The sequence below is a fragment of the Mycobacterium sp. genome (assembly GCF_049608025.1).
Taxonomy (GTDB): domain Bacteria; phylum Actinomycetota; class Actinomycetes; order Mycobacteriales; family Mycobacteriaceae; genus Mycobacterium.
Map to the genome: position 1 here is coordinate 73273 of NZ_JBMYXC010000009.1, position 24962 is coordinate 98234.

The window sequence follows — 24962 nt, forward strand, 5'->3', positions numbered from 1 at the left end:
TTTGCGCAACGAAGGCACTGACGATGAACACTTCGCGTCGCCTCATGCATGACAAGCTGGCGGCGCTGGCCGGCGTCCGGCCAGTTCGCCGGCCCGTCCACCGTGGCGGTGACGAAGAGTTCGACCTCTACTACGTGCGGACCGGTCGCAAGTCCGCCCATCCGCTGGTTGTCATCCCGGGCGGCCCGGGTGCGGCATCGATAGCGCTGTACCGGGCGCTCCGGCGGCGGGCCGCGGCCGAGGGTCTCGACGTCATCATGGTCGAACACCGTGGGGTGGGACTGTCTCGCCACGACGACGCAGGCCGTGACCTGCCCCCGAGCGCGCTCACCGTGGACATGGCCGTCGACGACATCGGCGCCGTGCTCGACGACGCCGGAGTCGATCAGGCCGTCGTCTACGGCACGTCATACGGCAGCTATCTGGCAGCCGGTCTCGGTGTGCGCCACTCGACGCGGATACACACGATGGTGTTGGACTCTCCGCTGCTTTCGGCCGATGACATCGACGACGTTCGGGCTCAGATCCGGCGGTTGCTGTGGGACGGCCCTGCCGGTTCGGACGGCCCTGACGGTTCGGACGGCGGGGCCGAGCTCGCGGCCAAGATGCGCCGCCTGGTCGCCGACGGCGTGCTCGCCCCAACGACCGTGCTGCGTGCCGCGGACCTGTACGGCATCGCCGGACCGGATGTGCTCCGACGGCAGCTGGATCTGCTGCTGGCCGGTCATGATTGGTTGTGGACGGCGGTGGGGTTGGGGACGAGGTTTCTGCTGGAACGCCAGACCCCGTACCATCACGAGCCCGACCTCGTCGAGCGCATCGCATACCGGGAACTGAACTATGGCGCCGTGCCGGACGGCGGGCCGCTGGACCCCGCGGTGGCTTTTCGCGAGATCGCCAGTGGCGATGTCGACTTCGTCGCCGAGCCATACGATCTGATCTCAGCGATGTCAGGATTCACGTGGCCTACCGCAGTGATCTCCGGCCTTCGCGACCTCACGACGCCGCCGACCGTGGCGCGGCGGGTCGCCGATCTGATACCCGACTCGGTTCTCGTCGAACTGCCGACCGCCGGACACAGCATCCTGGACACTCGCGACCACGCTGCACTCCAGATCTGCAAGGCGGCGTGCACCGGTGGGATTGGCCAACTGCCCTCCCGCTCAGCCGAACTGGATGCCTTGCCGGCCAATCTGGCGGTGAGACTGCTGGTTCGGGGAATCAGTATCGCCGCGAGGGTGGAGTCGGTGGTGCCCGACGCCGTACCGCGCGCGGTACGGTCGGTCAATCCGGTCCGGTCGGTCAATCCGGTCCGGTCGGTCAATCCTTTGTGAAGCCGATCGCCGTGTAGTTCAGGTCCCCGATGCCGGCGGGACCGTAGTTGGCGAGGGTGCTGCGAACCGCGACGTTGCCGGGAGACTGAAACAGCGGCAGGCTGTGGCCTTCGTCCCAGATCATCTTGTCGAGTTCGTTGGCGAGACTGCGGGCCTTGGCCGGATCAAGCTCGGACAGCGTCTCTTCGATCTTGGCGTCGATCAGCGGACTGCCGATCTGGCCGTAGTTGCTCTCGCCCTCCGAGGCGTAGATCTGGGTGAGGCTTGCCAACGGGAATGCGTCACCGCCCCAGCCGAACTGGGCGATGTCGAAGTTGCCGGGGGTGACATAGTCGCTGAACAACGTACCGCCCGCGACGGCATTCAGCTCGAGTTTGACGCCGATCTGGGCCAGATTGTTCTGGGCGATCTGGCCGATCTGACGGGTGCTCTGTGCATCGTAGAACACGTCGCGAACGATCAGTTCGCGTCCGTTCTTCTCGCGGAATTGGCCATTTCCGCCGTCACTGAGCCGCCAGCCCAGCGCATCCAGGATGCGTTTTGCTTCCTCTGGGTCGAAGGCGATGCCGTTGTCCTGGTAACCCTCCTGGCCGGCCAGGTAGATGTGATTGTTCAAGGGCACCGGGTTGTCGGCGAGTCCGCGCTGCGTGATCGCGGCGATGGCCTGGCGGTCGATACCCTTGGCGATCGCGGTTCGCATGGCCGGGTCGGACAGGATCGAACCCTCCGCCCCGTTGAACGTGAAGTGGTACCAACTCGGCGCCGGCGCCCGCCGGATCGAGACTCCCTCGGTGCGGCGCGCGATCGTCAGGTCATCCAGCGTCGCAAGCCCCACCGCGTCGAGGGCGTCGTTCTGCAGGGCGGGGATCTTGGCCGCGTCATCGAGCACGGTGTAAGTGAAGGAGTCAAGAACAGGTGGCGTACCCCACCATTTCGGGTTGCGGGTCAACGTGATTCGCTGGGCGCCCCGGTCAACTGAAGTGATCATGAACGGTCCCGCCGACGGCCCGGGGCCGTCGAGAAAGCCTTTGTTGAACGCGGCGGGATCCTCGGTCATCGCCTTGGGGGCCAGCATGCTGTTTCCGGCGAACATTCCCCGCCAGTCGGCATAGTGCTTGGCGAACGTGATGACCGCCTGGCGATCGTCGACGCCCTTGGTCACCGACTCGACCCGTTCACTGCCATTGGGTGCTGCGAACAGGTATTCGCTGTCCTTCCCGCTGGTGGCGTGGATCTGCGCTGCGAAGTCCTCCCAGGTGATCGGCGTACCGTCCGACCACACCGCGTCGGGGTTGACGGTGTAAGTGACGACCTGGGGGTCGGTGCTCGTCAGTTCGACGCTGGTGAAGTAGTCGCTGTTGACCGTCATCTGTCCGTCGGGCTTGATGAAGAAGGCGCGCGGCAGCGTCGCGCGCAGCATCCCGCCCAGTTCCGCGAGGTTCCCGTCGACATGCAGGTAGTTGAAGTTGGGTGGGAAGCCCGACAGCGCAAGTCGAAGGTTGCCGCCCTGGCGCAGGGTGGCCGGATCCTGCGGGTTGATGTCGGCGGTCGCCCCGATCTCGGCCTCACCGCCCGCGGAGGGCACGTCGTTCTCTGCGCCGGAACAACCGGTCAGCACCAGCGCTGTGGTCACTCCGACGGCGAACAGACGCGAAATCGCACTCTTGAGGGGCCAGTTGTGCGACTTTGCGACTGCTCGCGGCACGAGGTTCGTCATGTGCACTGACTCTAACCGTGATCGGTCAGGGGCCGCGGAACCGCCGACAGCAGACGGCGCGTGTAGTCGTGGCGTGGATGGGCGAACACCTGCTCACCGTCGCCCTGCTCGACGATCGTGCCCTGGTGCATCACCGCCACCCGGTGGGCCAGATGCTTGACCACAGAAAGATCGTGAGACACGAACAGGTAGGCCAGCCCGAAGCGTTCCTGCAGGTCAAGCAGCAAGTTGATGATTCCCGCCTGAATCGACACGTCCAGCGCCGACACCGGTTCGTCGAGGGCCAGGATCTTCGGCTGCAACGCTAGCGCCCGGGCGATCCCGATACGCTGCTTCTGCCCGCCGGAGAAGTCCGCCGGGTACCGGTTGGCATCCTCCCGGCGGAGTCCGACCACGGTGAGCAGTTCGGCCACTCGATCGACGGTGGCGGCTTTGTCGAAGCCGTTGGACCGCATCGGCTCGGCCAGTACGTCGAATACCGGCAGTCGCGGATCCAGTGCCGCCACGGGATCCTGGAACACCACCTGCAGATCGCCCCGAAGCGCCTTCCGGGCGCGTCTGGTGAGCGTCGAGACATCGGCACCCAGCACTTCGATGGTCCCGCCCTGCGGCTCGGCGAGATCCAGGATCTGGTGCAGCGTCGTGGACTTACCCGAGCCGGACTCGCCGACAATTCCCAACGTACGACCCTGCTGGAGTTCGAAACTCACCCCGTCGACGGCCCGGACCTCGCCGACCCGGCGCCGAAACACCACGCCCTTGGTCAACGGGTAGGTCTTGACGAGGTCATCGACGCGCAACACGACGGGTTCCGCCAGGGCCGCATCCGGCTCCGATGGCGATGCCGTCGAAACGCCGTAGATCTCGGCCGCGCTGCGACCGGCGACGTCTTCACCCCGGATGCACGCGACCTCGTGGCCGGCGCCGACTGTCCTCAGGTCAGGTTCAGCGGTAAGGCATGCGTCGACGGCCAGCGGGCACCGGGGAGCGAACGGGCAGCCAGGCGGCAGCGCTACCAGTGACGGAGGAGCGCCGGGGATGGGCACTAGCCGCGAGCCTTGGGATGCGTCCAGTCGCGGTACCGATCCCAGCAGCCCGGCGGTGTAGGGCATGAGGCGTTTGCGGTACAGATCGGCGACCGGAGCCGCCTCAACGGCGCGGCCGGCGTACATCACCAGCGCGCGGTCGGCGAACTCGGCGACGACGCCGAGATCGTGGGTGATGATCAGCACGCCCGCACCCGTGACGTCGCGCGCGGTGCGCAGCACATCGAGGATCTGTGCCTGCACGGTGACGTCCAACGCTGTCGTCGGCTCGTCGCAGATCAGCAAATCCGGGTCGTTGGCGATCGCGATCGCGATGACGACGCGCTGACGTTCCCCACCCGAGAGTTCGTGCGGGAACGCCCGAGAGCGTTTCTCGGGCTGAGCGATGCCGACCAGCTCGAGTAGTTCGACTGCGCGGGCGCGGGCAGCCGGTTTGTTGACGTCGCGTCGGTGAATCTGGATTGCCTCGGCGATCTGGTCGCCGACGGTGTAGACGGGGGTCAGCGCAGACATCGGGTCTTGAAAGACGGTGCCGATCTTGTTGCCGCGGATGCGGGACATCTGTTGGTCAGACAACCCGAGCAGTTCCTCGCCGTGCAAGCGCACGGAACCGGATACTTCGGCGTAGCCGGGAAGCAGCCCGATGACAGCCATCGCACCCGCTGATTTCCCGGCCCCGGACTCGCCGACCAGCGCGACAACCTCGCCGGAATCGACGTGGTAGTCCAGACCGCGCACCGCGGCGACGCGTTCGGTGTCGGTGGGGAAGTCGACCGTCAGGCCGCGCACTTCGAGCAGGGTCATGGGCGGGCCTTCGCCGCCTCGGCGCGTCGTCGACTGCGGCTCATCGGGCGAACACCGGGGTCCAGGGCGTCGCGCAGTCCGTCGCCAACGAGGTTGGCGCACAACACGATCAGCACCAGAATGCCCGCTGGGAACAGGAACACCCATGGAAAAGTCGTCACTGAACGGGTGCCGTCGGCGATCAGGGTGCCCAGCGACACGTCGGGAGGCTGCACCCCGAAGCCCAAGAAACTCAGACCAGTCTCCGCCAGGATCGCCATACCGACGTTCAACGCGGTGTCGATGATCAGGATAGAGGCCACATTGGGGACGATATGACGAGTGATGATGCGCCAATGGCTGACGCCCATATACCTTGCGGCCACAACGAATTCGCGGTCGCGCAGGCTCATCGTCAGCCCTCGCACGATCCGCGAGCTGATCATCCAGCTGAACGCCGCGAGCAGCAGTATCAACCACAAGATGGTGCCTGACTGCTTTGTTCGGGGGGTGACGATCGCGATCAGGATGAAGCTCGGGACGACCAGGAGCAGGTCGACGATCCACATCAGGGTCCGGTCACGCCAGCCGCCGAAGTAGCCGGCGACCGCGCCCACGGTGGCCGCGATGACCGTGGAGATGAACGCGACGCACACACCGATCAGCAGAGACTTCTGCATGCCACGCAAAGTCTGGGCCAACAGGTCCTGGCCCAGCGCATTCGTACCGAACCAGTGCGTCGGGTTGGGCGGTTGCTGGAGCGCGTAGTAGTCGAGGTCGCTGTAGGAGTGGGGCAACAAAGGCGGCAGTGCGTAGCAGCCGACAAACAACAAACACAGCACGACAAGCGACACCACGGCCGCCCGGTTGCGCAGGAACCGGCGCACCACCAGGGTGCGGCGGGTCACGAATCGGTGCTCGTCGGGCATCTCGCTCATCGGGGTCCTCGGCTCTTCGCGCAGGCGCTCATCGGGGTCCTCGGCTCTTCGCGCAGGCGCTCATCGCACCCGCACTCGGGGGTCGAGTACCGCGTAGATCACATCGGAGAGCAGGCCCGCCAGCAGGATCATCGCCCCGGAGAACACCGTGATCGCCGCGATGATGTTGGTGTCCTGGGACGCGACGCCCTGCACCACCCATTCACCCATGCCGTGCCAGCCGAAGATCTTCTCGACGAACACCGCGCCGGTGACCAGTGCGCTGACACCGTAAGCGAACAGTGTGGCCATCGGGATGAGCGCGGTGCGCAGCCCGTGCTTGAACAGTGCTCGGCGCCGGGTCAGCCCCTTGGCCCGCGCGGTGCGGATGAAGTCCTGGCCGAGCACGTCGAGCATCGCGTTTCGCTGGTAGCGGCTGAATCCGGCGATGGACGCCAGAGCGAGGGTGAAGGTGGGCAGGACCAGGTGCTGGAGGCGGTCGACGAACTGTTGCCAGGTGCCGCCCACCGCGTCGGGCGATGTCTCCCCGGTGTACTCGAACAGCTGGACGCCCAGGGTTGAATTCACCTTCAGCGCGCCCAGGATCAGCAGGTTGGCCACTACGAAGGTGGGGGTGCTCAGGATCAGCAGGGACAGCACGGTGATGACCCGGTCCGACAACCGGTATTGGCGGATTGCGCCCCATGCGCCCACCACGACCCCAACGACCGTGCCGACAACCGATCCGATGAGCACCAGCCGCAGGCTGACTCCGATGCGCCGCCACAGCTCGGCGCTCACTGGCTGCCCGGTGACTGTCGTTCCGAAGTCCCCTCGGACGGCGCCTGAGGCCCAGTTCGCGTAACGCAGGGGAATCGGTTTGTCGAGGTCAAGTTCGGCCGCCTTGGCGTCGATGACGGCCTGAGGAGGTCGCGGGTTGCGTTCCAGCAGGCTGTCGAGCGGCTCGAAGGTCAGCGACGTAAGGCAGAAGGTGAGGAACGAAGCAAGCCCCAGCAGCACGATGTAGTTGAGCAGGCGGCGCGCCAGAAAGCGGGTCATGTGATGACTCCGCCGCTGCTCTGCATCCGCACAGGTTATGAGAAATCTGGTGACGCAGCCCGTTCATGTGTTCCCGGCGTGGCTGACGAGCGGCTGGCCGGGGCGTCGCAGAGGCGTGGTTCTCACAGCGTGGGCATAGGAATCGCATAGATAGCGACTAGGACCCGGACACATAATGGGTGGGTGGCCCCTATTCCCGCATCCGCCGCGGCAGCCGTCGGCGGTGATCACGCCGCGCGAGTCGTGATGCGCCGGGCCGACGGCAGCCCGATCCACGTGCTGGTCGTCGACGACGAACCGGTGCTGGCCGAACTGGTGTCTATGGCGCTGCGCTATGAGGGTTGGGAGATAGCGACCGCCGGTGATGGTGCGACCGCCATCGCCCTGGCCCGCGACACCCCACCGGACGTCGTCGTACTCGACGTGATGTTGCCGGACATGAGTGGCTTGGAGGTGCTGCGCAAGCTGCGCGATCAGATACCCGGACTGCCTCTGCTGCTACTCACGGCCAAGGACTCGGTCGAGGACCGCATCGCGGGCCTGACCGCCGGTGGAGACGACTACGTGACGAAGCCGTTCAGCCTCGAAGAGGTGGTGCTGCGACTACGGGCGCTGTTGCGGCGTACCGGGGTCACCACCGACGACGGTGGAGCCAAGATCGTCGTCGGAGATCTGGTGCTCGACGAAGATAGCCACGAGGTGACGCGTGCCGGTGAGATGATCGCACTGACCGCGACTGAGTTCGAACTGCTGCGCTTCATGATGCGCAATGCCAAGCGGGTCTTGAGCAAGGCGCAGATCCTCGATCGGGTGTGGAGCTACGATTTCGGCGGGCGGTCCAACATTGTGGAACTGTATGTTTCCTACCTGCGCAAGAAAATCGACACAGGGCGAGAACCGATGATTCATACGCTCCGTGGTGCGGGGTATGTCCTCAAGCCCGCGCGCTGAGCGCGCCCGGGCGGCGGATTGCTCCCCAGGTAGTTCGTCGGCCCTGCGCTCACCGCGCGGGTGGACGTTGCGGACGCGGCTACTGGTCACGCAGGTTGTTCTGCTGGCGGTGGTGTGTGCGGGTATCGGCATCGCGACGGAGTTTGCGCTGCATCGCTTATTGATGAACCAACTCGACGGTCAGGTGGTGGAGGCCGGCGGGCGTTCGGCGGGGATCTTCGACTTCGGGCCCCCGCCGCCGCCAGGTATGGGCCGGCCCGGGATGAGACCGCGCGATATCCCGAGGGGGCCGCCTCGCCCCGGGCCCGGCCGACGGGTGGTGATCGGTGACGACGAGGGGTCGGGACCGAAGTTTCTGAACGCGCCGGGCCAGGCCACCCGCACGGTCGGTGCCGTGGTCGCGGACGGAAGGACAATTGAAGCCGGCGTCATCACCACAGAAGGTGCCCGTGCCGAGATCGCCTCCTCGGCAGCCGAACAACTCGCCGATATTCCTGCTGACATGCAGCCGAGAACGGTCGAACTGGATGGATTGGGCCGCTACCGATTGGTGAGCTTTCCCGCCCGGCACGCTGGCGAATCGATCGTCACCGGCCTGCCCACCGCCGACATCGATGCCACGCTGTTGCGGGTACTGGTCATCTTCTGTGTCGTTGCAGCCATCGCTTTGATGGCCGCAACGACGGCGGGCATCGTCATCATTCGTCGCCAACTCGCCCCCCTGGCAAGGGTTTCGGCGGCCGCGCAGCAGATCGCCGACCTCGAACTCGACCGGGGCGAGGTGCGGCTGCCCACCCCCATCGTCAAGGTCGACCCGGCGGCCGCCGACACTGAAGTCGGGCGACTCGGTGCGGCGCTGAATCGCATGCTCGACCGTATCGCCGGGGCACTGTCTGCGCGACAGGCCAGTGAGACCCGGGTACGGAGGTTCGTCGCCGATGCCAGCCACGAATTGCGAACGCCGCTGGCTGCCATCCGCGGCTACACCGAACTGGCGCAACGGAAACACGGGCAGCTACCCGAGGACGTCGCGCACGCCATGAACCGGGTGGAATCGGAGACTGGGCGCATGACCCAGCTGGTCGAGGACATGCTGTTACTCGCCCGACTGGACACTGGGCGGCCGCTGCAGCGCGGACAGGTCGACCTGACCCGGCTCGTCGTGGATGCGGTCAGCGACGCCCACATAACCGGCCTCGACCACACCTGGGAACTTGACCTACCCGAGGAGCCCGTCGTGGTCGCCGGTGACGAGGCCCGACTGCATCAGGTGCTGGGCAACCTGCTGGCCAATGCGCGCAACCACACGCCGCCGGGCACCTCTATCACCACATCGCTGAACGTCGGCGAGGACGCCGACGTGGTGCTGGCGGTGGTCGACAACGGCCCCGGCATCCCGGCCCGATTGGTGCCCGAGATCTTCGAGCGGTTCGCACGCGGTGACTCCTCGCGCTCCCGGCTCGGCGGTAGTACGGGGCTGGGCCTGGCGATTGTGCACGCTGTCGTTCGGGCGCACGATGGTGAGATCGAGGTGCACAGTGTGCCGGGCAGAACGGAATTCGTCGTCCGGTTGCCGCGCGGGGACTAAGCGTTTCTGGCCCGATTGACACCGAGCCCGGGTGCCGGAAATTCGGAGTAGATCGCGCACCGGGCCAGGCGGGGCCCCATCCCGATCGGTGCCGTGGCCGCGATCGGGATGGGCGCGTTACCGACATTGACACCAACGGCCCCGACGAGTAAATTTCCGGGCCATGCGTTTAAACTTGGTAAACCCTACCGGATTTACAAGAAAGCTATGACGACAACTCCGAGCCTTGAGCAGCCCGCAGTCAAGTACGAGCTCAGCCATCTGCGCGTGCTGGAGGCCGAAGCCATCCACATCATCAGGGAGGTGGCAGCCGAGTTTGAGCGCCCGGTTCTGCTGTTTTCCGGCGGCAAGGACTCGATTGTCATGCTGCACCTCGCGCTCAAGGCTTTCCGGCCGGGCAGGCTGCCGTTCCCGGTGATGCATGTCGATACCGGTCACAACTTCGAGGAGGTGCTGGCCTCCCGTGACGAACTTGTCGCAGAGTCCGGCGTGCGTCTGGTGGTGGCCAAGGTGCAGGACGATATCGATGCGGGCCGGATTGTTGAGACCATTCCTTCGCGCAATCCGATGCAGACCTTCACGTTGCTCCGTGCGATCCGCGAGAACAAGTTCGACGCCGCATTCGGCGGTGCACGCCGTGATGAGGAGAAGGCCCGCGCCAAGGAGCGTGTGTTCAGCTTCCGCGACGAATTCGGTCAATGGGACCCCAAGGCGCAGCGCCCCGAGCTCTGGAACCTGTACAACGGCCGCCACCACAAGGGCGAGCACATCCGGGCGTTCCCGATATCGAACTGGACCGAGTTCGACATCTGGTCCTACATCGGCGCCGAAGAGATCAAGCTGCCGTCCATCTATTACGCGCACCAGCGGCGAGTATTCGAGCGCGACGGCATGTTGCTGGCCGTCGACAAGCACCTGCAGCCGCACGCCGACGAGGAGATCGTCGAGAAGATCGTCCGGTTCCGTACCGTCGGCGACGTCACCTGCACGGGCTGCGTTGAATCGTTGGCGGGCACCGTCTCCGAGGTGATCGCTGAGACCGCGGTGTCGCGGCTCACCGAGCGCGGAGCTACCCGCGCTGACGATCGGATATCTGAAGCCGGCATGGAAGATCGCAAGCGCGAGGGCTATTTCTGATGGGGCGAGCGAAGCGACGGGGGGAATAGATATGGGGCGAGCGAAGCGACGGGGGAGATAGACATGGCGACGCTGTTGCGGATCGCGACCGCGGGTTCGGTCGACGACGGAAAGTCCACTCTCATCGGCCGGTTGCTGTTCGACTCCAAGGCCGTCATGGAGGATCAGCTAGAGGCCGTCGAACGCACCTCCAAAGAGCGCGGAAACGATTACACCGACCTGGCTCTAGTAACGGACGGCCTGCGGGCCGAGCGCGAGCAGGGCATCACCATAGATGTCGCCTATCGCTACTTCGCCACGGCCAAGCGGAAATTCATCATTGCCGACACCCCTGGGCACATCCAGTACACCCGCAACATGGTCACCGGGACCTCGACAGCGCAACTTGCGATCGTGCTGGTGGATGCGCGCCACGGCCTGCTCGAGCAGTCGCGTCGCCACGCGTTCCTGGCCTCGCTACTTGGCATCCAGCATGTCGTGCTGGCGGTCAACAAGATGGATCTCGTTGACTGGGACCAGGAGCGTTTCGACAAGATCCGCAACGACTTTCATGATTTCGCAGCCCGATTGGACATCCACGATGTGACGACCATTCCGCTGTCGGCGCTCAACGGTGACAACGTCGTCACCAAATCCGATGTGACGCCCTGGTATGACGGGCCGTCGCTGCTGGCTCACCTCGAAGAGGTGTACATCGCCGGGGATCGCAACCTCGTTGACGTACGGTTCCCGGTGCAGTACGTGATTCGGCCCCAAACCCGCGACCATCACGATCATCGGAGTTATGCGGGAACGGTCGCCAGTGGTGTGATGCGGGTGGGTGACGATGTCGTCGTGCTGCCTGCGGGCAGGACCAGTCGGATCCGGGCGATTGAAGCACCCGGAGGCCCGGCGGACGAAGCCTTCCCTCCAATGGCGGTGTCGGTCAGCTTGGCCGACGACATAGACATCTCGCGGGGTGACCTGATCGCCCGCCCCAACAATCAACCGCGGGTCACCCAGGAGTTCGATGCCACGGTGTGCTGGATGTCCGACGACGCAGCGCTCGAGCCCGGCCGCGACTACCTGATCAAGCAGACCACCCGCACGACGCGGGCCAAAGTGATGGGTCTGGATTACCGGCTCGATGTCAATACGTTGCACCGGGACAAGTCGGCGACCGCGCTCAAACTCAATGAGCTAGGACGAATTTCGCTGCGCACCCAGGTGCCGCTTCTGCTCGACGAGTACAGCCGCAACGCCGCGACCGGCTCCTTCATCCTGATCGACCCCAACACCAACGGAACCGTTGCCGCAGGCATGGTCTTGCGAGACGTCACCGCGCGCGCAGCGAGCCCGAATACGGTGCGGCACGAGTCGCTGTGTACGGCCGAGGATCGGCTGACCAAAGGGCGAGCGGTGTGGTTCACCGGGCTGTCGGGGTCCGGCAAGTCGTCGGTGGCCGTGCTCGTCGAGCAGAAGCTGCTCGAAAAGGGTATCCCCGCCTACGTTCTCGACGGCGACAACCTGCGTCACGGACTCAACTCCGACCTCGGCTTCTCGATGGCGGACCGGTCGGAGAACCTACGCAGACTTGCGCATGTGGCCGCGATACTGGCCGACTCCGGTCAGGTTGTGCTGGTGCCTGCGATCAGTCCGCTGGCAGAACATCGAGAGTTGGCGCGCAAGGTGGCCAGCGATGCCGGCGTCGAGTTCTTCGAAGTGTTCTGCGACACCCCGCTGGCCGACTGCGAGCGACGTGATCCAAAGGGGTTGTACGCCAAAGCCCGTGCCGGTGAGATCACCCACTTCACTGGTATCGACAGTCCCTATGAGCGGCCGAAGAACCCGGACCTGCGCCTGATGTCCGACCTGACTCCCGATGAGCTGGCAGCCTCGGTCATCGAGCTGCTCGAGCGGCAGGCGATGAGCGCTGGTGCGAAGAGCTGCGGGCAAGAGTGACCGACCACGAGCTCGCAGCACGACTGGCCACCGAGGCCGGCGCACTCCTGCTGGGCATTCGCACCGAACTCGCCGGTGCGACAGCGCAGGAAAGGAAAGTCGCGGGGGACAAGCGGTCTCACGATTTTCTGATGGCGGCGTTGGCCGCTGAGCGGCCCGGGGATGCGGTCCTCTCAGAGGAGGGACCGGAGGAAGAAGCCGATCCGGCGCGGCTCACTGCCGGTCGGGTGTGGATCGTCGATCCGCTCGACGGCACCCGGGAGTTCTCGGAGCTCGGTCGCACCGATTGGGCGGTGCACGTGGCTCTTTGGCGGCGCAACGGCGGTTCCGGGGAACTGGTCGCCGGCGCTGTCGCGTTGCCGGCGCAGGGCGTCACGTTGGCCACCCCGAAGGTGGCTGCTCCGCCTGCCGCTCCCGCGGTACCCCGGATCGTGGTCTCGCGTACCCGTCCGCCCGCCGTCGCGCTACAGGTGCGAGAAGCGTTGAACGGCGTTCTCGTGGAGATGGGCTCCGCGGGAGCGAAAGTCGCCTCGGTGATCCAGGGACAGTCGGATGTGTACGTGCATGCGGGCGGCCAGTACGAGTGGGACTCCGCAGCTCCGGTGGCCGTTGCGCGGGCAGTTGGGCTGCACACCTCGCGCATCGATGGGACTCCGTTGGTGTACAACCAGCGGGACTCCAAGCTGCCCGACCTGATCGTGTGCCGCCCCGAGTACGCCGACGCCGTGTTGGCCGTGACTTCGGGCTGACCCCTGAGCGCCCGTACGGGCTTGACGCGCCACGGGTTACGGCTACCGATGCGGCTGTCTTCGGTATAGGCAGACTAACCTTCCCCTATGCGGATGTCGGCCAAGGCGGAGTACGCCGTCCGGGCCATGGTTCAGCTGGCCATGGTTCAGATGGCTACGGTCGATGATGGCGCTCTGGTCAAGACCGAAGACCTGGCCAAGGCCCAGGGCATCCCACCACAATTCCTCGTCGACATCCTGTCCGACCTACGTAATGATCGGCTGGTGCGCAGTCACCGCGGCCGCGAGGGCGGATACGCGCTCGCGAGGCCGGCCGCGGACATCGGTATCGCCGACGTCCTACGCTGCATCGACGGGCCGCTGGCCAGCGTGCGCGACATAGGGCTGGGGGACCTGCCCTACTCAGGTCCCACTGCGTCGCTGACCGACGTGTGGCGAGCCTTGCGCGCCAGTATGCGTTCGGTGCTCGAGCAGACCACGCTCGCCGCTGTCGCCGCCGGCGAACTTCCTGAGCATGTACGGGCTCTGGCTGACGATTACCGCGCCCAGGAGGAGGAGCGCGGGCACTCGGCATTGGAGTGATGCCACTGCCTTGATGCGGCTGCCGTGATACCAAGATCGGGTGGTGTTCGACTTACGTGATCTCGCCATCCCAGTCCTTGTCGCGCCCATGGCAGGCGGGCCGTCCACCCCGGCGTTGGCTGCGGCCGGGACCAATGCGGGTGGACTGGGGTTTGTGCCGGCCGGCTATCTGACGGCCCAGGTGTTCGCCGAGCGTCTGGAAGCGGCGCAGCGGATGACCACCGGACCCATCGGCGCCAATCTCTTCGCACCGCAGCCCAGTGCGGCTAAGCCCGCGGCCATCGCCGCCTACGCCAACACGCTGGCGGGCGAGGCGAAACGGTACGCCGTCACCCTCGGGGAGCCTCGCTTCGACGATGACAGCTGGGAGTCCAAGCTCGAGGTGCTGTTGGAGCTACGGCCGGCGGTGGCATCGTTCACCTTCGGCCTGCCCGGCGTCGACGAGAGGCGACGACTCACCGAGGCCGGCGTCACGACCGTGGGCACGGTGACCACGCTTGCCGAGGCCCAGCTCGCGGCGGACTGTGGCGTCGACGCCATCGTCGCGCAGGGTCCATCGGCGGGTGGGCATCGCGGCACATTCGATGCGACGGCGCTGCCGTCGGAAGAGTCACTGGATGAGCTGCTGGCATCGATCGTGGCCGACCTCGACATCCCGGTGGTCGCCGCGGGCGGGTTGATGGACGGTCGAGATGTGCGACGGATGCTGCAGTCCGGGGCGGTGGCCGCCCAGCTGGGAACCGCCTTCCTGCTCGCCGACGAAGCCGGAAGCAGCCTGGTGCACCGATCAGCGCTGCGGGATCAGCAGTTCTCCGAAACCGTTGTCACACCGGCATTCTCGGGCCGCTATGCGCGCGGACTGCGCAATCGTTTCGTCGACGACCACGGGGCCGATGCGCCGCTGGGGTATCCCGAGGTTCACCATCTGACCAGCCCGTTGCGTGCCGCATCGGTGCGTGCGGGTGATCCGCAGGCCGCCGGCCTGTGGGCGGGCACGGGATATCGACGGGCCCAGGCCGCCCCAGCGGCCACGATCATCGAGACGCTGGCGCGCTGATGCTGCGCCCGAACAGTTCTCCGCGAGCGCGCGCGTCTGTGCGTCGACACACCGTAGATAACGGCATTTCACGCACGCTCGCTTTGGCCATACTGTCTTGATGATGGCCGATACGTCTACCGACAAACCGACACTCGTGAGCTATCTCGGGCCGAATTGGTTCGCTTCGGTGATGGGTACGGGCGTCGTCGCCATGGCAGGCGCGACGCTACCTGTGCACGTCCCGGGGCTGCGGACATTCGCGTTGGTGGTGTGGGTGGCCTCGGCTGTGTGGCTGGTTCTGCTGACGCTGGCGATGGGCGCCCATTGGGTGCGCAATCCCAGAGTGGCGCGCAGTCACGTCCGTAATCCGCAGATGGCGCACTTCTACGGGGCCGCCCCGATGGCGTTGCTCACCATCGGTGCCGGCGCGCTGCTGGTTGGCAGAGACCTCATCGGTGAGCGCGCTGCGGTCGATCTCGCTTGGGTGTTGTGGACCGCGGGTACGGTCGGCGGCCTGTTCACCGCGACGAGCATCCCGTTCCTGATGTTCACCCAGCACCGGGTCGAGGCCGACGCCGCGTTCGGTGGCTGGCTCATGCCGGTGGTACCGCCGATGGTGTCGGCCTCCGCGGGCGCGCTGCTGATTCCACACATGGCGCCCGGAACCGGCCGCACAACGATGCTGTACGCCTGCTACGCGATGTTCGGCATGTCGCTGGTCGCCTCGCTGATCATCATCAGCATGGTGTGGAGCCGCCTGGCGCTCTACGGCACCTCCGGAACCGCGCGGGTGCCCACCCTGTGGATCGTGCTGGGGCCGCTCGGACAATCGATCACCGCGGTAGGGCTACTCGCCACCGACGCGGCCCTGGCAGTCGACGAGAAGGTGGCCGACGGCATGAGGGCATTCGCCATCCTTTACGGGGTTCCGGTGTGGGGCTTCGCCGTTCTGTGGATCGCGCTGGCCACCGCGTTGACGACGCGGACACTGCGGCGGGGTATGCCGTTTGCGCTCACCTGGTGGAGTCTGACGTTCCCGGTCGGCACCTTCGTCCTGGGAACGACCCAACTTGCTCTGCACACGGGCCTACCGGCGTTTCGGATCGCCGCCGCGATCGCCTATGTCGCTTTGTTGTGTACCTGGGTCCTGGTGGCGGTGCGCACATTCCGCGATGGCCGGCAAGGCATCCTGTTCGCCACACCGGCCTCCGGCCCGATCCGAGCTCACAAGGACCCGCCCGCCGCGGAACCGGCGCGCTGAGCACCGCACAGCGGTACCACGCGCACCCGATGCGCCGGACATGCCAGAATCGCGGGCGTGCGTATTGGGATGACTCTGCCGGTGATGGAGGCCGAACTCGACGCCGCGACGTTGAAGGACTGGGCGCTTCTCGTGGACAGCGGCCCGTTCTCGTCGCTGTGTTGGGGCGAGCGAATGGCCTTCGACAATCCGGAGAGCCTTACCCTGCTCGGTGCGCTGGCCGCCTGGACGGAGCGGGTGCAGTTGGTGACGACAGTGCTGATTCCACAGCTGCACGACCCGGTGATGCTGGCCAAGGCGCTGGCCACCGGCGACATGCTCTGCGGAGGCCGGCTCACGGTCGGCTTCGGGGTGGGAGGGCGACACGAGGACTATCGTGCCGCCGGCGCTGACCCGGCCACCCAGACCATGCGCGACATGGCCGACCGCGTGGCGGTGATGAAGCGGGTGTGGTCCGGCGAGAAGGTGACCGATTCGACGTTGCCCGTAGGCCCGTCGCCGCTTCAGGTCGGCGGCCCGAAGCTGTTGGTGGGCACGATGGGACCGAAGACGACGCGCCATGCGGCCGGCTGGGCCGACGGGCTCGCCGGAATCACCCTTGATCTGGATCTTGCCAGCCAGAGCGAGCTGTTCGACGTGGCACGCCACGCGTGGCAGCAGGCGGCCCGACCGGCCCCGCACCTGGCGACGTCGTTCTGGTTCGCGATCGGAGATGGCGACCAACCACGGGCGCAGGTGCATCGACATCTGCGCCGCTACATGAACTGGATACCGTCGGAGATCGTCGACGCCATGGCGCCGACCACCGGCTGGGCAGGCACCGACGACGAACTGCACTCGGTCCTGCAGCGGTTCTCCGACATCGGCACCGACGAGCTACACCTGATCCCGACCAGCTCGGACATGGATCAGCTGCGGCGGGTTGCCGACGTCGTCCAGGATTTCGAGTAGCGACATGGTGAGTAGCTGGGGCGTTCGCGCCCAACGTTTGTGGGGATCGGTGAGTAAACAGTCGCCGGCGCCGCTGGCGGAGCCAGACACCTACTCCGCCAGTGCCGTTGCGCAGATGCTGCGCGAGATCGGCATCGCGCTGCTGGAGGGTCAGGTACCGAGCGGCGTGGTCGAGGCACGGCTGCTCAGCATTGCCCGGCGATACACCACCGAGCCCGTCCAGGTGGTCGCGCTGCCGACGGCATTGATCATCCAGGTGGGCAGCACCGGGCACGAGGTAGCGGGGTCGACGCGCGGGACCACCCGGCTCGACCGCGCCGGCAAGGTCGACGACATCACCCGACTCGCCGAGGCCGGGGCCATCACGCCGGCCGACGCGGTTCACGACATCATCGCCGCGCGTACGGCAAGTCCCCGCTTCGGCCCGCTCACCGCGCTGGCCGGCTACGTGCTGACGACGCTGGGGTTCGGCATCGTGATGAATCCCGCGTGGACGGCCCTGTGGGCCTACATATTCCTGGGCGCGGTGGTCGGCGTAATCGTCGTGGTGGCCGGACGCCTGCCGGCGCTCGCCGCCATCGTCCCCTCGCTTTCTGCGGCATTGGTGACGCTGTTGGCCATCTGGTTCGTCGCTGACGCGGCCGGCGATGACCTGCTGAGGATCATCGCGCCGGCTTTGATAGCCATTCTGCCCGGGCTGTCGCTGACTATCGGTGCGATGGAACTGGCCAGCGGAGCGGTGATGGCGGGATCGAGTCGCCTGGTGTACGGCATTGTGCAGCTGATGCTGTTGGCCTTCGGTGTGGTGATCGGCCTCGCGATCGCAGGACAGATGGCACCGCACCAGACGGCAACCAGGATGGGCCCACTGTCGTTCTACGTGGCCATCGTGGTCATCGCTGTGGGGCTCTATATCTACCTCTCGGCACCCCGCGGATCCCTGTTCTGGCTGATGGCGGCCATCGCGGTGGCACTGGTCGGCCAGAAGGTGGGCGGCCTGTTTCTATCGTCGGCGCACTCAGGCGCACTAGGCGCTCTTCTGGTTGTCCCGTTCGCGGTAGTCGCGGCACAGATGAAGACCGCACCGCCCATGTACGTCCTACTCCTTGCAGCGTTCTGGTCGCTGGTGCCCGGAGCGCTCGGCTTCGAATCGCTCAGCGCTGCGGCAACGACCCGATCACTGGACGCCGACACCCTGGGCAGCACATTCGCCGCTGTCTTTTCGATCGCGCTCGGCACACTTTTCGCCTGGAGCATCTACGACACCGTGCACTCGCGCGGGAAAGCGACCACCTGAGGGAGTTCACCGACGCTCGGCGTCAGACGGTGACGACCTCGTAATCGCCGAGTTGGCCCACCAGCACGTGCAGATGGTCCTGCGACGAACCGAGGGTGTGCTCGATCGCGGTGAGCCGTGCGGCGTAGTGCCCGACCGGGTATTCGTCGGTTACCCCGATACCACCGTGCAGCTGGATCGCCTCCTGGCTGATGTGACGCCCCGAGCGGCCGATCTGCAGCTTCGCCCGCGAGGCGATGGTCGGATCGAGATTGCCATCGGCGATCGACATCGCTGCGTACAGCGCCATACTTCGGGCGAGTTCGAGTGAGACGTACATGTCGGCGGCACGCTGGGTGAGCGTCTGGAACTTGCTCAATGTGACGCCGAACTGCTTGCGCTGGGTGAGGTACTCCGCCGTCAGACGCAGGGCCTCCTCCATGGCGCCCAGCGCCTCGGCGCTCAGCGCCGCCGTCACCCGCACCTGGGCGGCGTCGATCGCGGTCGAGGCGTCAACGGGCTCACCGAGAGGTTCGGCGGCCACCCTCTCCAAGTCGATCTGGGCGCCCCGCAGACCGTCGAAGGTTCGGTACGGCTGCCGGCGCGCCGCCGCGGCATCGACGAGGAACAACCCGGTGCCGCCATCCGGCAACGCCGCGCTGACCACCAGCGTGTCGGCGCAGTCGCCGGCCAGGACCGGATTCTTGCGCCCACTGAGCACCCACGAATCACCTTCGCGCGCCGCCTTTGTCGTCACCTTCGCGGTGGGCAACCTCATCCCGGGCTCCGAATGCGCGAAGGCCAGCAGCCGCTCACCGGCTGCGACCTCATCGAGCACCGCGCGCTGCGCGGCGGTGCCCACTTCGGCGATCAGCGCACCCGGACCCAACGCTGCGTGCACGACCGGCTCAGGCGCAAGGCGTCGTCCAATTTCGGTCAACACCACCTGAATCTCGATCTGGCCGCCGGCATCCTCGTCGAAACCCAGGCCCAGGATGCCGATCTCGGCCAGCTGGTTCCACACGTCGCGGCTCCAGCCCAGGTCGGTGCCGACGACCTGCAGCCGGCTCTCGGGGTCATAGGCCCGCGACAGCACGTCTCGGGTGGTGTCGCGGAGCAGGACCTGCTCTTCGGTCAGTTGAAAGTCCATGGTTCACCTCACAATCCGAGAATCGTCGACGCAATGATGGTGCGTTGCACCTCATTGCTGCCGCCGTAGATGGATGTCTTGCGGTAGTTGAGATATCGCGGTGCGCTGTGTTGCGCCCACTCCGGCGTTGCGATGCCACCGCCGGCGTCGAACGGCAATGCGTCGGGCCCGGCTACCTCCACGAGCAATTCGGTGGCGAGCTGCTGCAGTTGGCTGCCGCGCAGCTTCAGCACCGACGAGGCTGGATTCGGTTTGCCGCCCTCCGAACCCGATGCGACCCGCATTTGTGTCAATTCCAGTGCAACGATGTCATTTTCGGCCTCGGCCAGCCGCGCGGCGAACAGCGGGTCACCGAGTAGGCCGTTCGCGGTGGCGAGCTCCTTGATCTCGGCGAGGCGGAGCTTGGTGCGGCCGACCTGGGCGATACCGTTGCGTTCGTTGCCCAGTAAGAATTTTGCGTAGGTCCAGCCCTGATTTTCCTCGCCGACGAGCTGATCGGCGGGCACCCGGACGTCTTCGAAGAAGACTTCGTTCACCTCGTAGCTGCCGTCGACCAATCTGATGGGCCGCAGGGTGATGCCCGGGGTGTTCATCTCGATGAGCAGGAAAGAGATTCCGGCCTGCTTCTTCGGGGCGGCCGGGTCCGTGCGGACCAGGCAGAAGATCCAGTCGGCGTACTGCCCCAGCGTTGTCCACGTTTTCTGGCCGTTGACCAGGTAGGTGTCGCCGTCTCGCAGCGCTGTCATCCGCAGCGATGCCAGGTCCGAGCCGGCTTCGGGTTCGGAGAAGCCCTGACACCACCAGATGTCCAGGGCCGCAGTCGGGGCCAGGAAGCGTTCTTTGATTGCCTGGGAGCCGAACTCGGCGATCACCGGTCCGACCATGTTGGTGTTGAACGTCAGCGGTTCTGGCACGCTGGCCAGCTGCATCTCATCGAGCCAGATCTGCTGTTGGGTCGGGGTCCAGTCTTTGCCACCCCATTCGACCGGCCAATTGGGCACCGCGAGCCCGTGGTCGTTGAGGATCTTCTGGGTGGCAACGATGTCGTCGCGGTTGGCCTCCGAGGCGGTGCGGGTGCGCTCGCGGATCTCTGCCGGGATCTGGTTGCGATAAAACGCGCGAAGCTCGTCACGGAAGTCGGCTTCCTCGGGTGTCAACGCCAACTGCATGGCGGCCTCCTGGGTCAGTCGATGGATCTCCAAGCAGACTAACCACCGGGTTGGTCGAGCGTGGCCGGGGTGCCCGGTATCGCGTCGGTCAGCCAGGCCGGTCAGAACTCCAAGTGACTGGCAGTGTCGCCGACCTGGTCGACGAACATGATTCGGGTGTCGAACCACCAGATTCCATCGATGCGGTGGAAAGTGTCGCGGTATCGGCCGGTGACAATGACCTGCAGGGGAAGTCCCGGAGTCGCCTGGGTGACGCAGTAGTAGGCGCTGCCGCGCGCGGTGCCGGCTTCCTCGTCGACACGAAGTTGCACGTTGGTGGTGAAATGCTTGGTTCTGGGCGTGCCGTCGTCGTGCAGGCGAATGGTCATGTCATACATCTTCCGCACCCGGGCGGCGCCCTCGAAGACCGTCTCGGGTGGGCCGTCCTCCATGCCCCGAATCCGGCCGTGGGCGAACAGTGCGGCGACACCGTCCACATCGCCCGCATCGATCCGCTCGGCATAGGTGTAGATCAAGTTCTCGATCTCGCGCGCGGCGTCGCTCATCGGCGGTAGAAAACCAGCCGGGGGTCGTCATGTCAACACAATCCGCTGATGTGAGTACCGTTAGCCTCAAAGCCGTGACATCGCAATGGTCAGCGGCCCGGCTGGGCGATATGAGTGGTCGGCGCGTCATCGTCACCGGCGCCACCAACGGTGTAGGGCTGGCGACGGCGACAGCGCTCGCGCGGGCGGGCGCCCAGGTGCTGCTGGCGGTCCGCAATGTCGAACTGGGTGCGCTGCGCGCGGCCGAGATGGGCGGGGCCACGTCCGTTGTCAAGCTTGACCTGGCCGATCAGTCGTCGGTGCGAGCCTTCCCCGACCTGTTCGACGGCGACGTTGATGTCCTGATCAACAACGCGGGCATGGTTGCGCAGCGCCGCGGTGACACCGTCGACGGTTTCGAGATCACCTTGGGCACGAACTTCCTCGGGCCGTTCGCGCTGACCAACCTGTTGTTCGATCGGGTGCGTTCGAAGATCATCAACGTCGCTTCGGATGCCCACAAGATGTCATCGATCGCCTTCGATGATCCCCATCTTCGATCGCGAAAGTGGTCGGCCTTCCCGGCCTACGCACGTTCGAAGCTCGCGGTGATGCTGTGGGGGCTTGAACTCGACCGTCGGCTGCGTACCGCAGGCGCCCCGGTGACCACCTATCTGACCCACCCGGGCTTTGTGGCATCCAACCTGGCACAGGTCTCCGACACCAAGATCATGTCCGCATTCCACATGGTGGTGAACTCCGTGGCCAACCAGATCGGCAACGATATCGAGGCCGGGGCCGCACCCACGCTGTACTGCATCACCGAGCCGATCCCGCCGGGTAGCTACGTCGGCATCGACGGGAGGCTGGGCTACAAGGGCGGGCCGACGCTGAGCGGCCGCACACAGGCCGCCTGCGATTACCAGGATGCGCGACGGCTGTGGGAATTCGCCGAACTCGAAACGGGCACCAGGTTGGGCATCTAGCCGTTCGGTGGTCCCAAAGAGAAATCGGACCCAGCAGATGGCGGGCAAAGCGCGCCCTGCTGTCGCGCCGGCGTGTCATCGTGTCTGTCATGCGTCCCCCAAGTTTGCCGGCTCCGCGGTTGATTTCTCCGTTGTTCGGCGGCCTGTACGCCGCGGCATATGGAATCGGCGGGCAACCCCTGATGCGCCGGCTCGTGCAGAGCTACGGTCCGGTGATCGCGCTTCCTGTTCTCGGCTACGGCCGGGTCGTCGCCGTCGCGGATCCGGCGTTGGCCAAGCAGGTGTTCACGGCGAGACCCGATGTGCTGCTCGGTGGCGAAGGTGTCGGACCCGCGGCCGCGATCTACGGTCGCCGGTCGATGTTCGTGCTCGAGGAACCCGACCATCTGCGTCGGCGCAAGCTGCTGACACCGCCCATGCACGGTGAGACCCTGCGCGGTTACGTTCCGGCGATCGAAGCCGCAACCCGCGCCGCGATGGCGTCATGGCCGGCCGGGGTGCCGATGCGAATGCTCGACGCGGGCCGCGATCTGACGCTGGACGTCATCGTTCAGGTGATCTTCGGGGCACATGACGCCACCGAAGTCGCCAGACTGGGCGCGCCGTTCGCCCGGCTGCTCGATTTGGCGCTGTCGACCGAGACACCCGTCCGCTACGCGGCACGACGTCTGGGGGCGTTGCGGTCCTGGGGCACCCTCGCCGACATCAACGGCGAGATCGACGATCTGGTTCTGCCGTTGATCGCGCGGCGGCGCTCGGTGGCGACGCGGCGACAGCCCACCGACATTCTGAGCATGTTGGTCGATGCGCGGTCAGAAGATGGGGAGCAGCTGTCGGACAAAGAAATTCGGGCCGACATCGTGACGTTGATGCTCGCCGGCCACGAGACCACCGCGACCACCCTGGCGTGGTTGGTGGACCTGTTGGCACACCATCCGCGGGTGCAGGACCGGGTACGCGCGGAGGTCGGCACCGGCCACTGCGACTACACCGAGGCGGTGATCAACGAGACATTGCGCCTGCACCCGCCGGCCCCGATCACCGGCCGGATGACCGTCGGCAAGTACCGACTCGGTGACTACACATTGGACGCCGGGACGCGGATAGTGCTGTTACTCGATGTCATCAACCGCGATCCGCGGACTTATCCGGAGCCAGACAGGTTCGATCCCGACCGTTTCGTCGGAGCCAAACCCAGTCCGTACGGCTGGGTCCCCTTCGGTGGAGGGCTCAAGCGGTGCATCGGGGCCAGTTTTTCCATGTGTGAGCTCACCACGATTCTGCACACCATGCTCAGTGAAGCCGAGCTACGCCCGGTCAGCCGACAGCAGGAGTCCGCGGCGACCCACGCCGCCCCGGTCCTCGTTCCGCGCAACGGTGCCCGCGTGTACGTGGATCAGCTGTCCCGGCGCACGGAGGTTCATGCGTGAAGCGTGGATTCCTGCGGTTCGCCGCGGCGCGGTCACTGTGGGTTGGCGGCCAGGTATTCGTCGACGGGAATGCGTGAGGCGGACTCGTAGCCGATCGGGAGGATGACGTCACCGGCGGTCGTCCTGTAGTACACGTCCCACCGGTGGTAGGCGTCGAATGCCGTCGGATCGGCGGCGATGACCGCCGCGTAGTCATGGACTGCCTGAACGTACCGGTTCGAGTTGTTGTACCTGTATAGGGCGTAGTCCGGATCTCCGGCGAAACGGTTCGCGGCGAGGTAGCGGCCCGCTGCCATGATGCTGTCGTGGGGCGACAGAATGTCGCCGCCTTCGCCGAAGGCGGCGAACGTGGCCGGCATGAACTGCATGGGACCCTGGGCGCCGGCGGTGCTCACTCCCGCGATACGGCCGAACGCTGTTTCGATCATGTTGATCGCCGCCAGGTAGTTCCAGCCGACGCCGGTCGCTGACTCGGCCAGCCGGTAGTAGCCGAGCAGCTCGCCGGTAGGTGTCGGCGGATTGATCCGCCACGCTGGCAGGGTGGGTTGTCCGTGGGTGTGCATCGCCGCCAGCTGCCGGCGGGCGTTGACATTGCGGTCGTAGTTATCGAGAAGCGACGGCGGGATTCGCGGCCGTGTGACCGGGTCCCATTCGGGGTGCTGTCCAATCGCGCGGTAGGCGACCTGTTGACGGCGCGCTGCTGCCGCCTTGACAGCCTCTGGAGACGACGGGTCCCGCAGCGCCTGCTCGTCGGCGATCAGATCGTCGGCCAGCTGCGCTGGGTCAGACGCGAGCCGTGGCTGCGCCGGTTCGGGCAGTTGTGGTTGCGGGGCGGCGGGTGGGGGGACTGGTGTCAGCATGGGTTGTGCCGGCGCCAGGGCGTTGCCGGTGTCAGATGCACTCGCGGTGACGGTGGGTGGGCCGCCGGGCTCCGAGCATCCTGGGAGGGCTACGGCGATGGCGGTGATCAGCGACGACACGGCCAAGCTCTTGGTGATCGACCTCTTGGTGATCGACCTCTTGGTGATCATCGCGTACCCCACCTCATTCAGGTTGGCCCCCGACCGCTCGCGGTGAGCGGACCGGGCTGATTCGCGGCCCTGCGGTTAGGCGCCGACCCGGTAGGCCAACCGGCGTGGCAACGTTTTCTTGCATCGTCGGCAGGTGAATGTTTGCTTCCGGCTTGCTCGCAGTCTCTGCCTGTGACCGCAAATCCCGCACTTTACGGCTGCGGCACCTACGTAGACCCACACCAACCACAGCGCACCGAGCAGGGTTACGACGATCCCTGCGACCACCGCATAGTTAGCCACGGCGGAATAATAGCGCGGTGACCAGCACCCGCGGTCGCAGGCCGCGCTTCTTCTGCCGT

Annotated in this window: 20 protein-coding genes and 1 pseudogene; 13 read left to right on the forward strand and 8 right to left on the reverse strand. The window is 65.9% G+C overall.

What is annotated here, in order from left to right; genetic code table 11:
- The first annotated feature begins 23 nt into the window (after positions 1–23).
- Entirely contained in the window at positions 24–1334 is a 1311-nt protein-coding gene (locus ACPGXI_RS05300) for an alpha/beta hydrolase (RefSeq protein WP_526650534.1), read from the forward strand.
- Here ACPGXI_RS05300 and oppA read toward each other — a convergent pair.
- The 4 genes from oppA to oppB form a co-directional block, all read right to left on the reverse strand.
- A complete protein-coding gene (gene oppA / locus ACPGXI_RS05305; protein ID WP_526650536.1) occupies positions 1321–3051 on the reverse strand; it encodes an oligopeptide ABC transporter substrate-binding protein OppA in 1731 nt (576 codons plus the stop codon). The genes ACPGXI_RS05300 and oppA overlap by 14 nt on opposite strands.
- An 11-nt stretch (positions 3052–3062) precedes the next feature.
- On the reverse strand, positions 3063–4901 hold the full coding sequence (gene oppD / locus ACPGXI_RS05310; protein WP_526650542.1) for an oligopeptide ABC transporter ATP-binding protein OppD: 1839 nt from the start codon (positions 4899–4901) through the stop codon (positions 3063–3065).
- Complete coding sequence (gene oppC, locus ACPGXI_RS05315) at positions 4898–5809, reverse strand: oligopeptide ABC transporter permease OppC (RefSeq protein WP_526650585.1); 912 nt, start codon at positions 5807–5809, stop codon at positions 4898–4900. Before oppC ends, oppD begins: the two co-directional genes overlap by 4 nt.
- 69 nt (positions 5810–5878) lie before the next feature.
- The gene (gene oppB / locus ACPGXI_RS05320) at positions 5879–6856 is read right to left on the reverse strand and encodes an oligopeptide ABC transporter permease OppB (RefSeq protein WP_526650544.1); all 978 of its coding nucleotides are present in this window, start codon (positions 6854–6856) and stop codon (positions 5879–5881) included.
- 246 nt (positions 6857–7102) lie between these two features.
- Between oppB and ACPGXI_RS05325 the strand changes: the two genes are divergently transcribed.
- The 10 genes and pseudogenes from ACPGXI_RS05325 (at position 7103) to ACPGXI_RS05370 (ending at position 18352) form a co-directional block, all read left to right on the forward strand.
- Positions 7103–7807, forward strand: a complete 705-nt coding sequence (locus ACPGXI_RS05325) for a response regulator transcription factor (RefSeq protein ID WP_526650587.1) — start codon at positions 7103–7105, stop codon at positions 7805–7807.
- A complete protein-coding gene (locus ACPGXI_RS05330; protein ID WP_526650546.1) occupies positions 7785–9395 on the forward strand; it encodes a sensor histidine kinase in 1611 nt (536 codons plus the stop codon). Before ACPGXI_RS05325 ends, ACPGXI_RS05330 begins: the two co-directional genes overlap by 23 nt.
- 163 nt (positions 9396–9558) lie before the next feature.
- A pseudogene (gene cysD, locus ACPGXI_RS05335) lies at positions 9559–10532 on the forward strand (sulfate adenylyltransferase subunit CysD).
- Between the two features lie 63 nt (positions 10533–10595).
- Positions 10596–12473 (forward strand): sulfate adenylyltransferase subunit CysN, encoded by a 1878-nt coding sequence (cysN, locus tag ACPGXI_RS05340; RefSeq protein WP_526650548.1) that lies wholly within the window; start codon positions 10596–10598, stop codon positions 12471–12473.
- Positions 12470–13222, forward strand: coding sequence for a 3'(2'),5'-bisphosphate nucleotidase CysQ (locus ACPGXI_RS05345; protein ID WP_526650550.1), 753 nt, complete (start codon positions 12470–12472; stop codon positions 13220–13222). The genes cysN and ACPGXI_RS05345 overlap by 4 nt, the downstream gene beginning before the upstream one ends.
- A gap of 87 nt (positions 13223–13309) precedes the next feature.
- The gene (locus tag ACPGXI_RS05350; protein ID WP_526650552.1) at positions 13310–13804 is read left to right on the forward strand and encodes an Rrf2 family transcriptional regulator; all 495 of its coding nucleotides are present in this window, start codon (positions 13310–13312) and stop codon (positions 13802–13804) included.
- A 40-nt stretch (positions 13805–13844) separates the two neighbouring features.
- Complete coding sequence (locus ACPGXI_RS05355; RefSeq protein WP_526650554.1) at positions 13845–14861, forward strand: nitronate monooxygenase; 1017 nt, start codon at positions 13845–13847, stop codon at positions 14859–14861.
- 103 nt (positions 14862–14964) lie between these two features.
- Positions 14965–16104 (forward strand): TDT family transporter, encoded by a 1140-nt coding sequence (locus tag ACPGXI_RS05360; protein ID WP_526650556.1) that lies wholly within the window; start codon positions 14965–14967, stop codon positions 16102–16104.
- 69 nt (positions 16105–16173) lie between these two features.
- A complete protein-coding gene (locus tag ACPGXI_RS05365) occupies positions 16174–17055 on the forward strand; it encodes an LLM class flavin-dependent oxidoreductase (protein ID WP_526650589.1) in 882 nt (293 codons plus the stop codon).
- Positions 17056–17104: 49 nt separating this feature from the next.
- Positions 17105–18352, forward strand: a complete 1248-nt coding sequence (locus tag ACPGXI_RS05370) for a threonine/serine exporter family protein (protein WP_526650558.1) — start codon at positions 17105–17107, stop codon at positions 18350–18352.
- Positions 18353–18374: 22 nt separating this feature from the next.
- Here the strand turns inward: ACPGXI_RS05370 and ACPGXI_RS05375 are convergent, their stop codons facing one another.
- The 3 genes from ACPGXI_RS05375 to ACPGXI_RS05385 all read right to left on the reverse strand — a co-directional run bounded on the left by ACPGXI_RS05375 (position 18375) and on the right by ACPGXI_RS05385 (position 21195).
- Positions 18375–19481 (reverse strand): acyl-CoA dehydrogenase family protein, encoded by a 1107-nt coding sequence (locus ACPGXI_RS05375; protein ID WP_526650560.1) that lies wholly within the window; start codon positions 19479–19481, stop codon positions 18375–18377.
- Positions 19482–19489: 8 nt separating this feature from the next.
- Positions 19490–20650: an acyl-CoA dehydrogenase family protein gene (locus tag ACPGXI_RS05380; RefSeq protein ID WP_526650591.1), complete on the reverse strand. Its 1161-nt coding sequence runs from the start codon at positions 20648–20650 to the stop codon at positions 19490–19492.
- 101 nt (positions 20651–20751) lie between these two features.
- On the reverse strand, positions 20752–21195 hold the full coding sequence (locus tag ACPGXI_RS05385) for a nuclear transport factor 2 family protein (protein WP_526650562.1): 444 nt from the start codon (positions 21193–21195) through the stop codon (positions 20752–20754).
- A gap of 74 nt (positions 21196–21269) precedes the next feature.
- Here ACPGXI_RS05385 and ACPGXI_RS05390 point away from each other — a divergent pair, with 74 nt between their 5' ends.
- Together ACPGXI_RS05390 and ACPGXI_RS05395 are read left to right on the forward strand one after the other, a co-directional pair.
- Positions 21270–22160, forward strand: a complete 891-nt coding sequence (locus ACPGXI_RS05390) for an SDR family NAD(P)-dependent oxidoreductase (protein ID WP_526650593.1) — start codon at positions 21270–21272, stop codon at positions 22158–22160.
- Between the two features lie 89 nt (positions 22161–22249).
- A complete protein-coding gene (locus ACPGXI_RS05395; RefSeq protein WP_526650563.1) occupies positions 22250–23590 on the forward strand; it encodes a cytochrome P450 in 1341 nt (446 codons plus the stop codon).
- Positions 23591–23622: 32 nt separating this feature from the next.
- On the opposite strand, the gene ACPGXI_RS05400 is transcribed toward ACPGXI_RS05395, so the two are convergent.
- Complete coding sequence (locus ACPGXI_RS05400; RefSeq protein ID WP_526650565.1) at positions 23623–24621, reverse strand: lytic transglycosylase domain-containing protein; 999 nt, start codon at positions 24619–24621, stop codon at positions 23623–23625.
- Between the last annotated feature and the right edge of the window lie 341 nt (positions 24622–24962).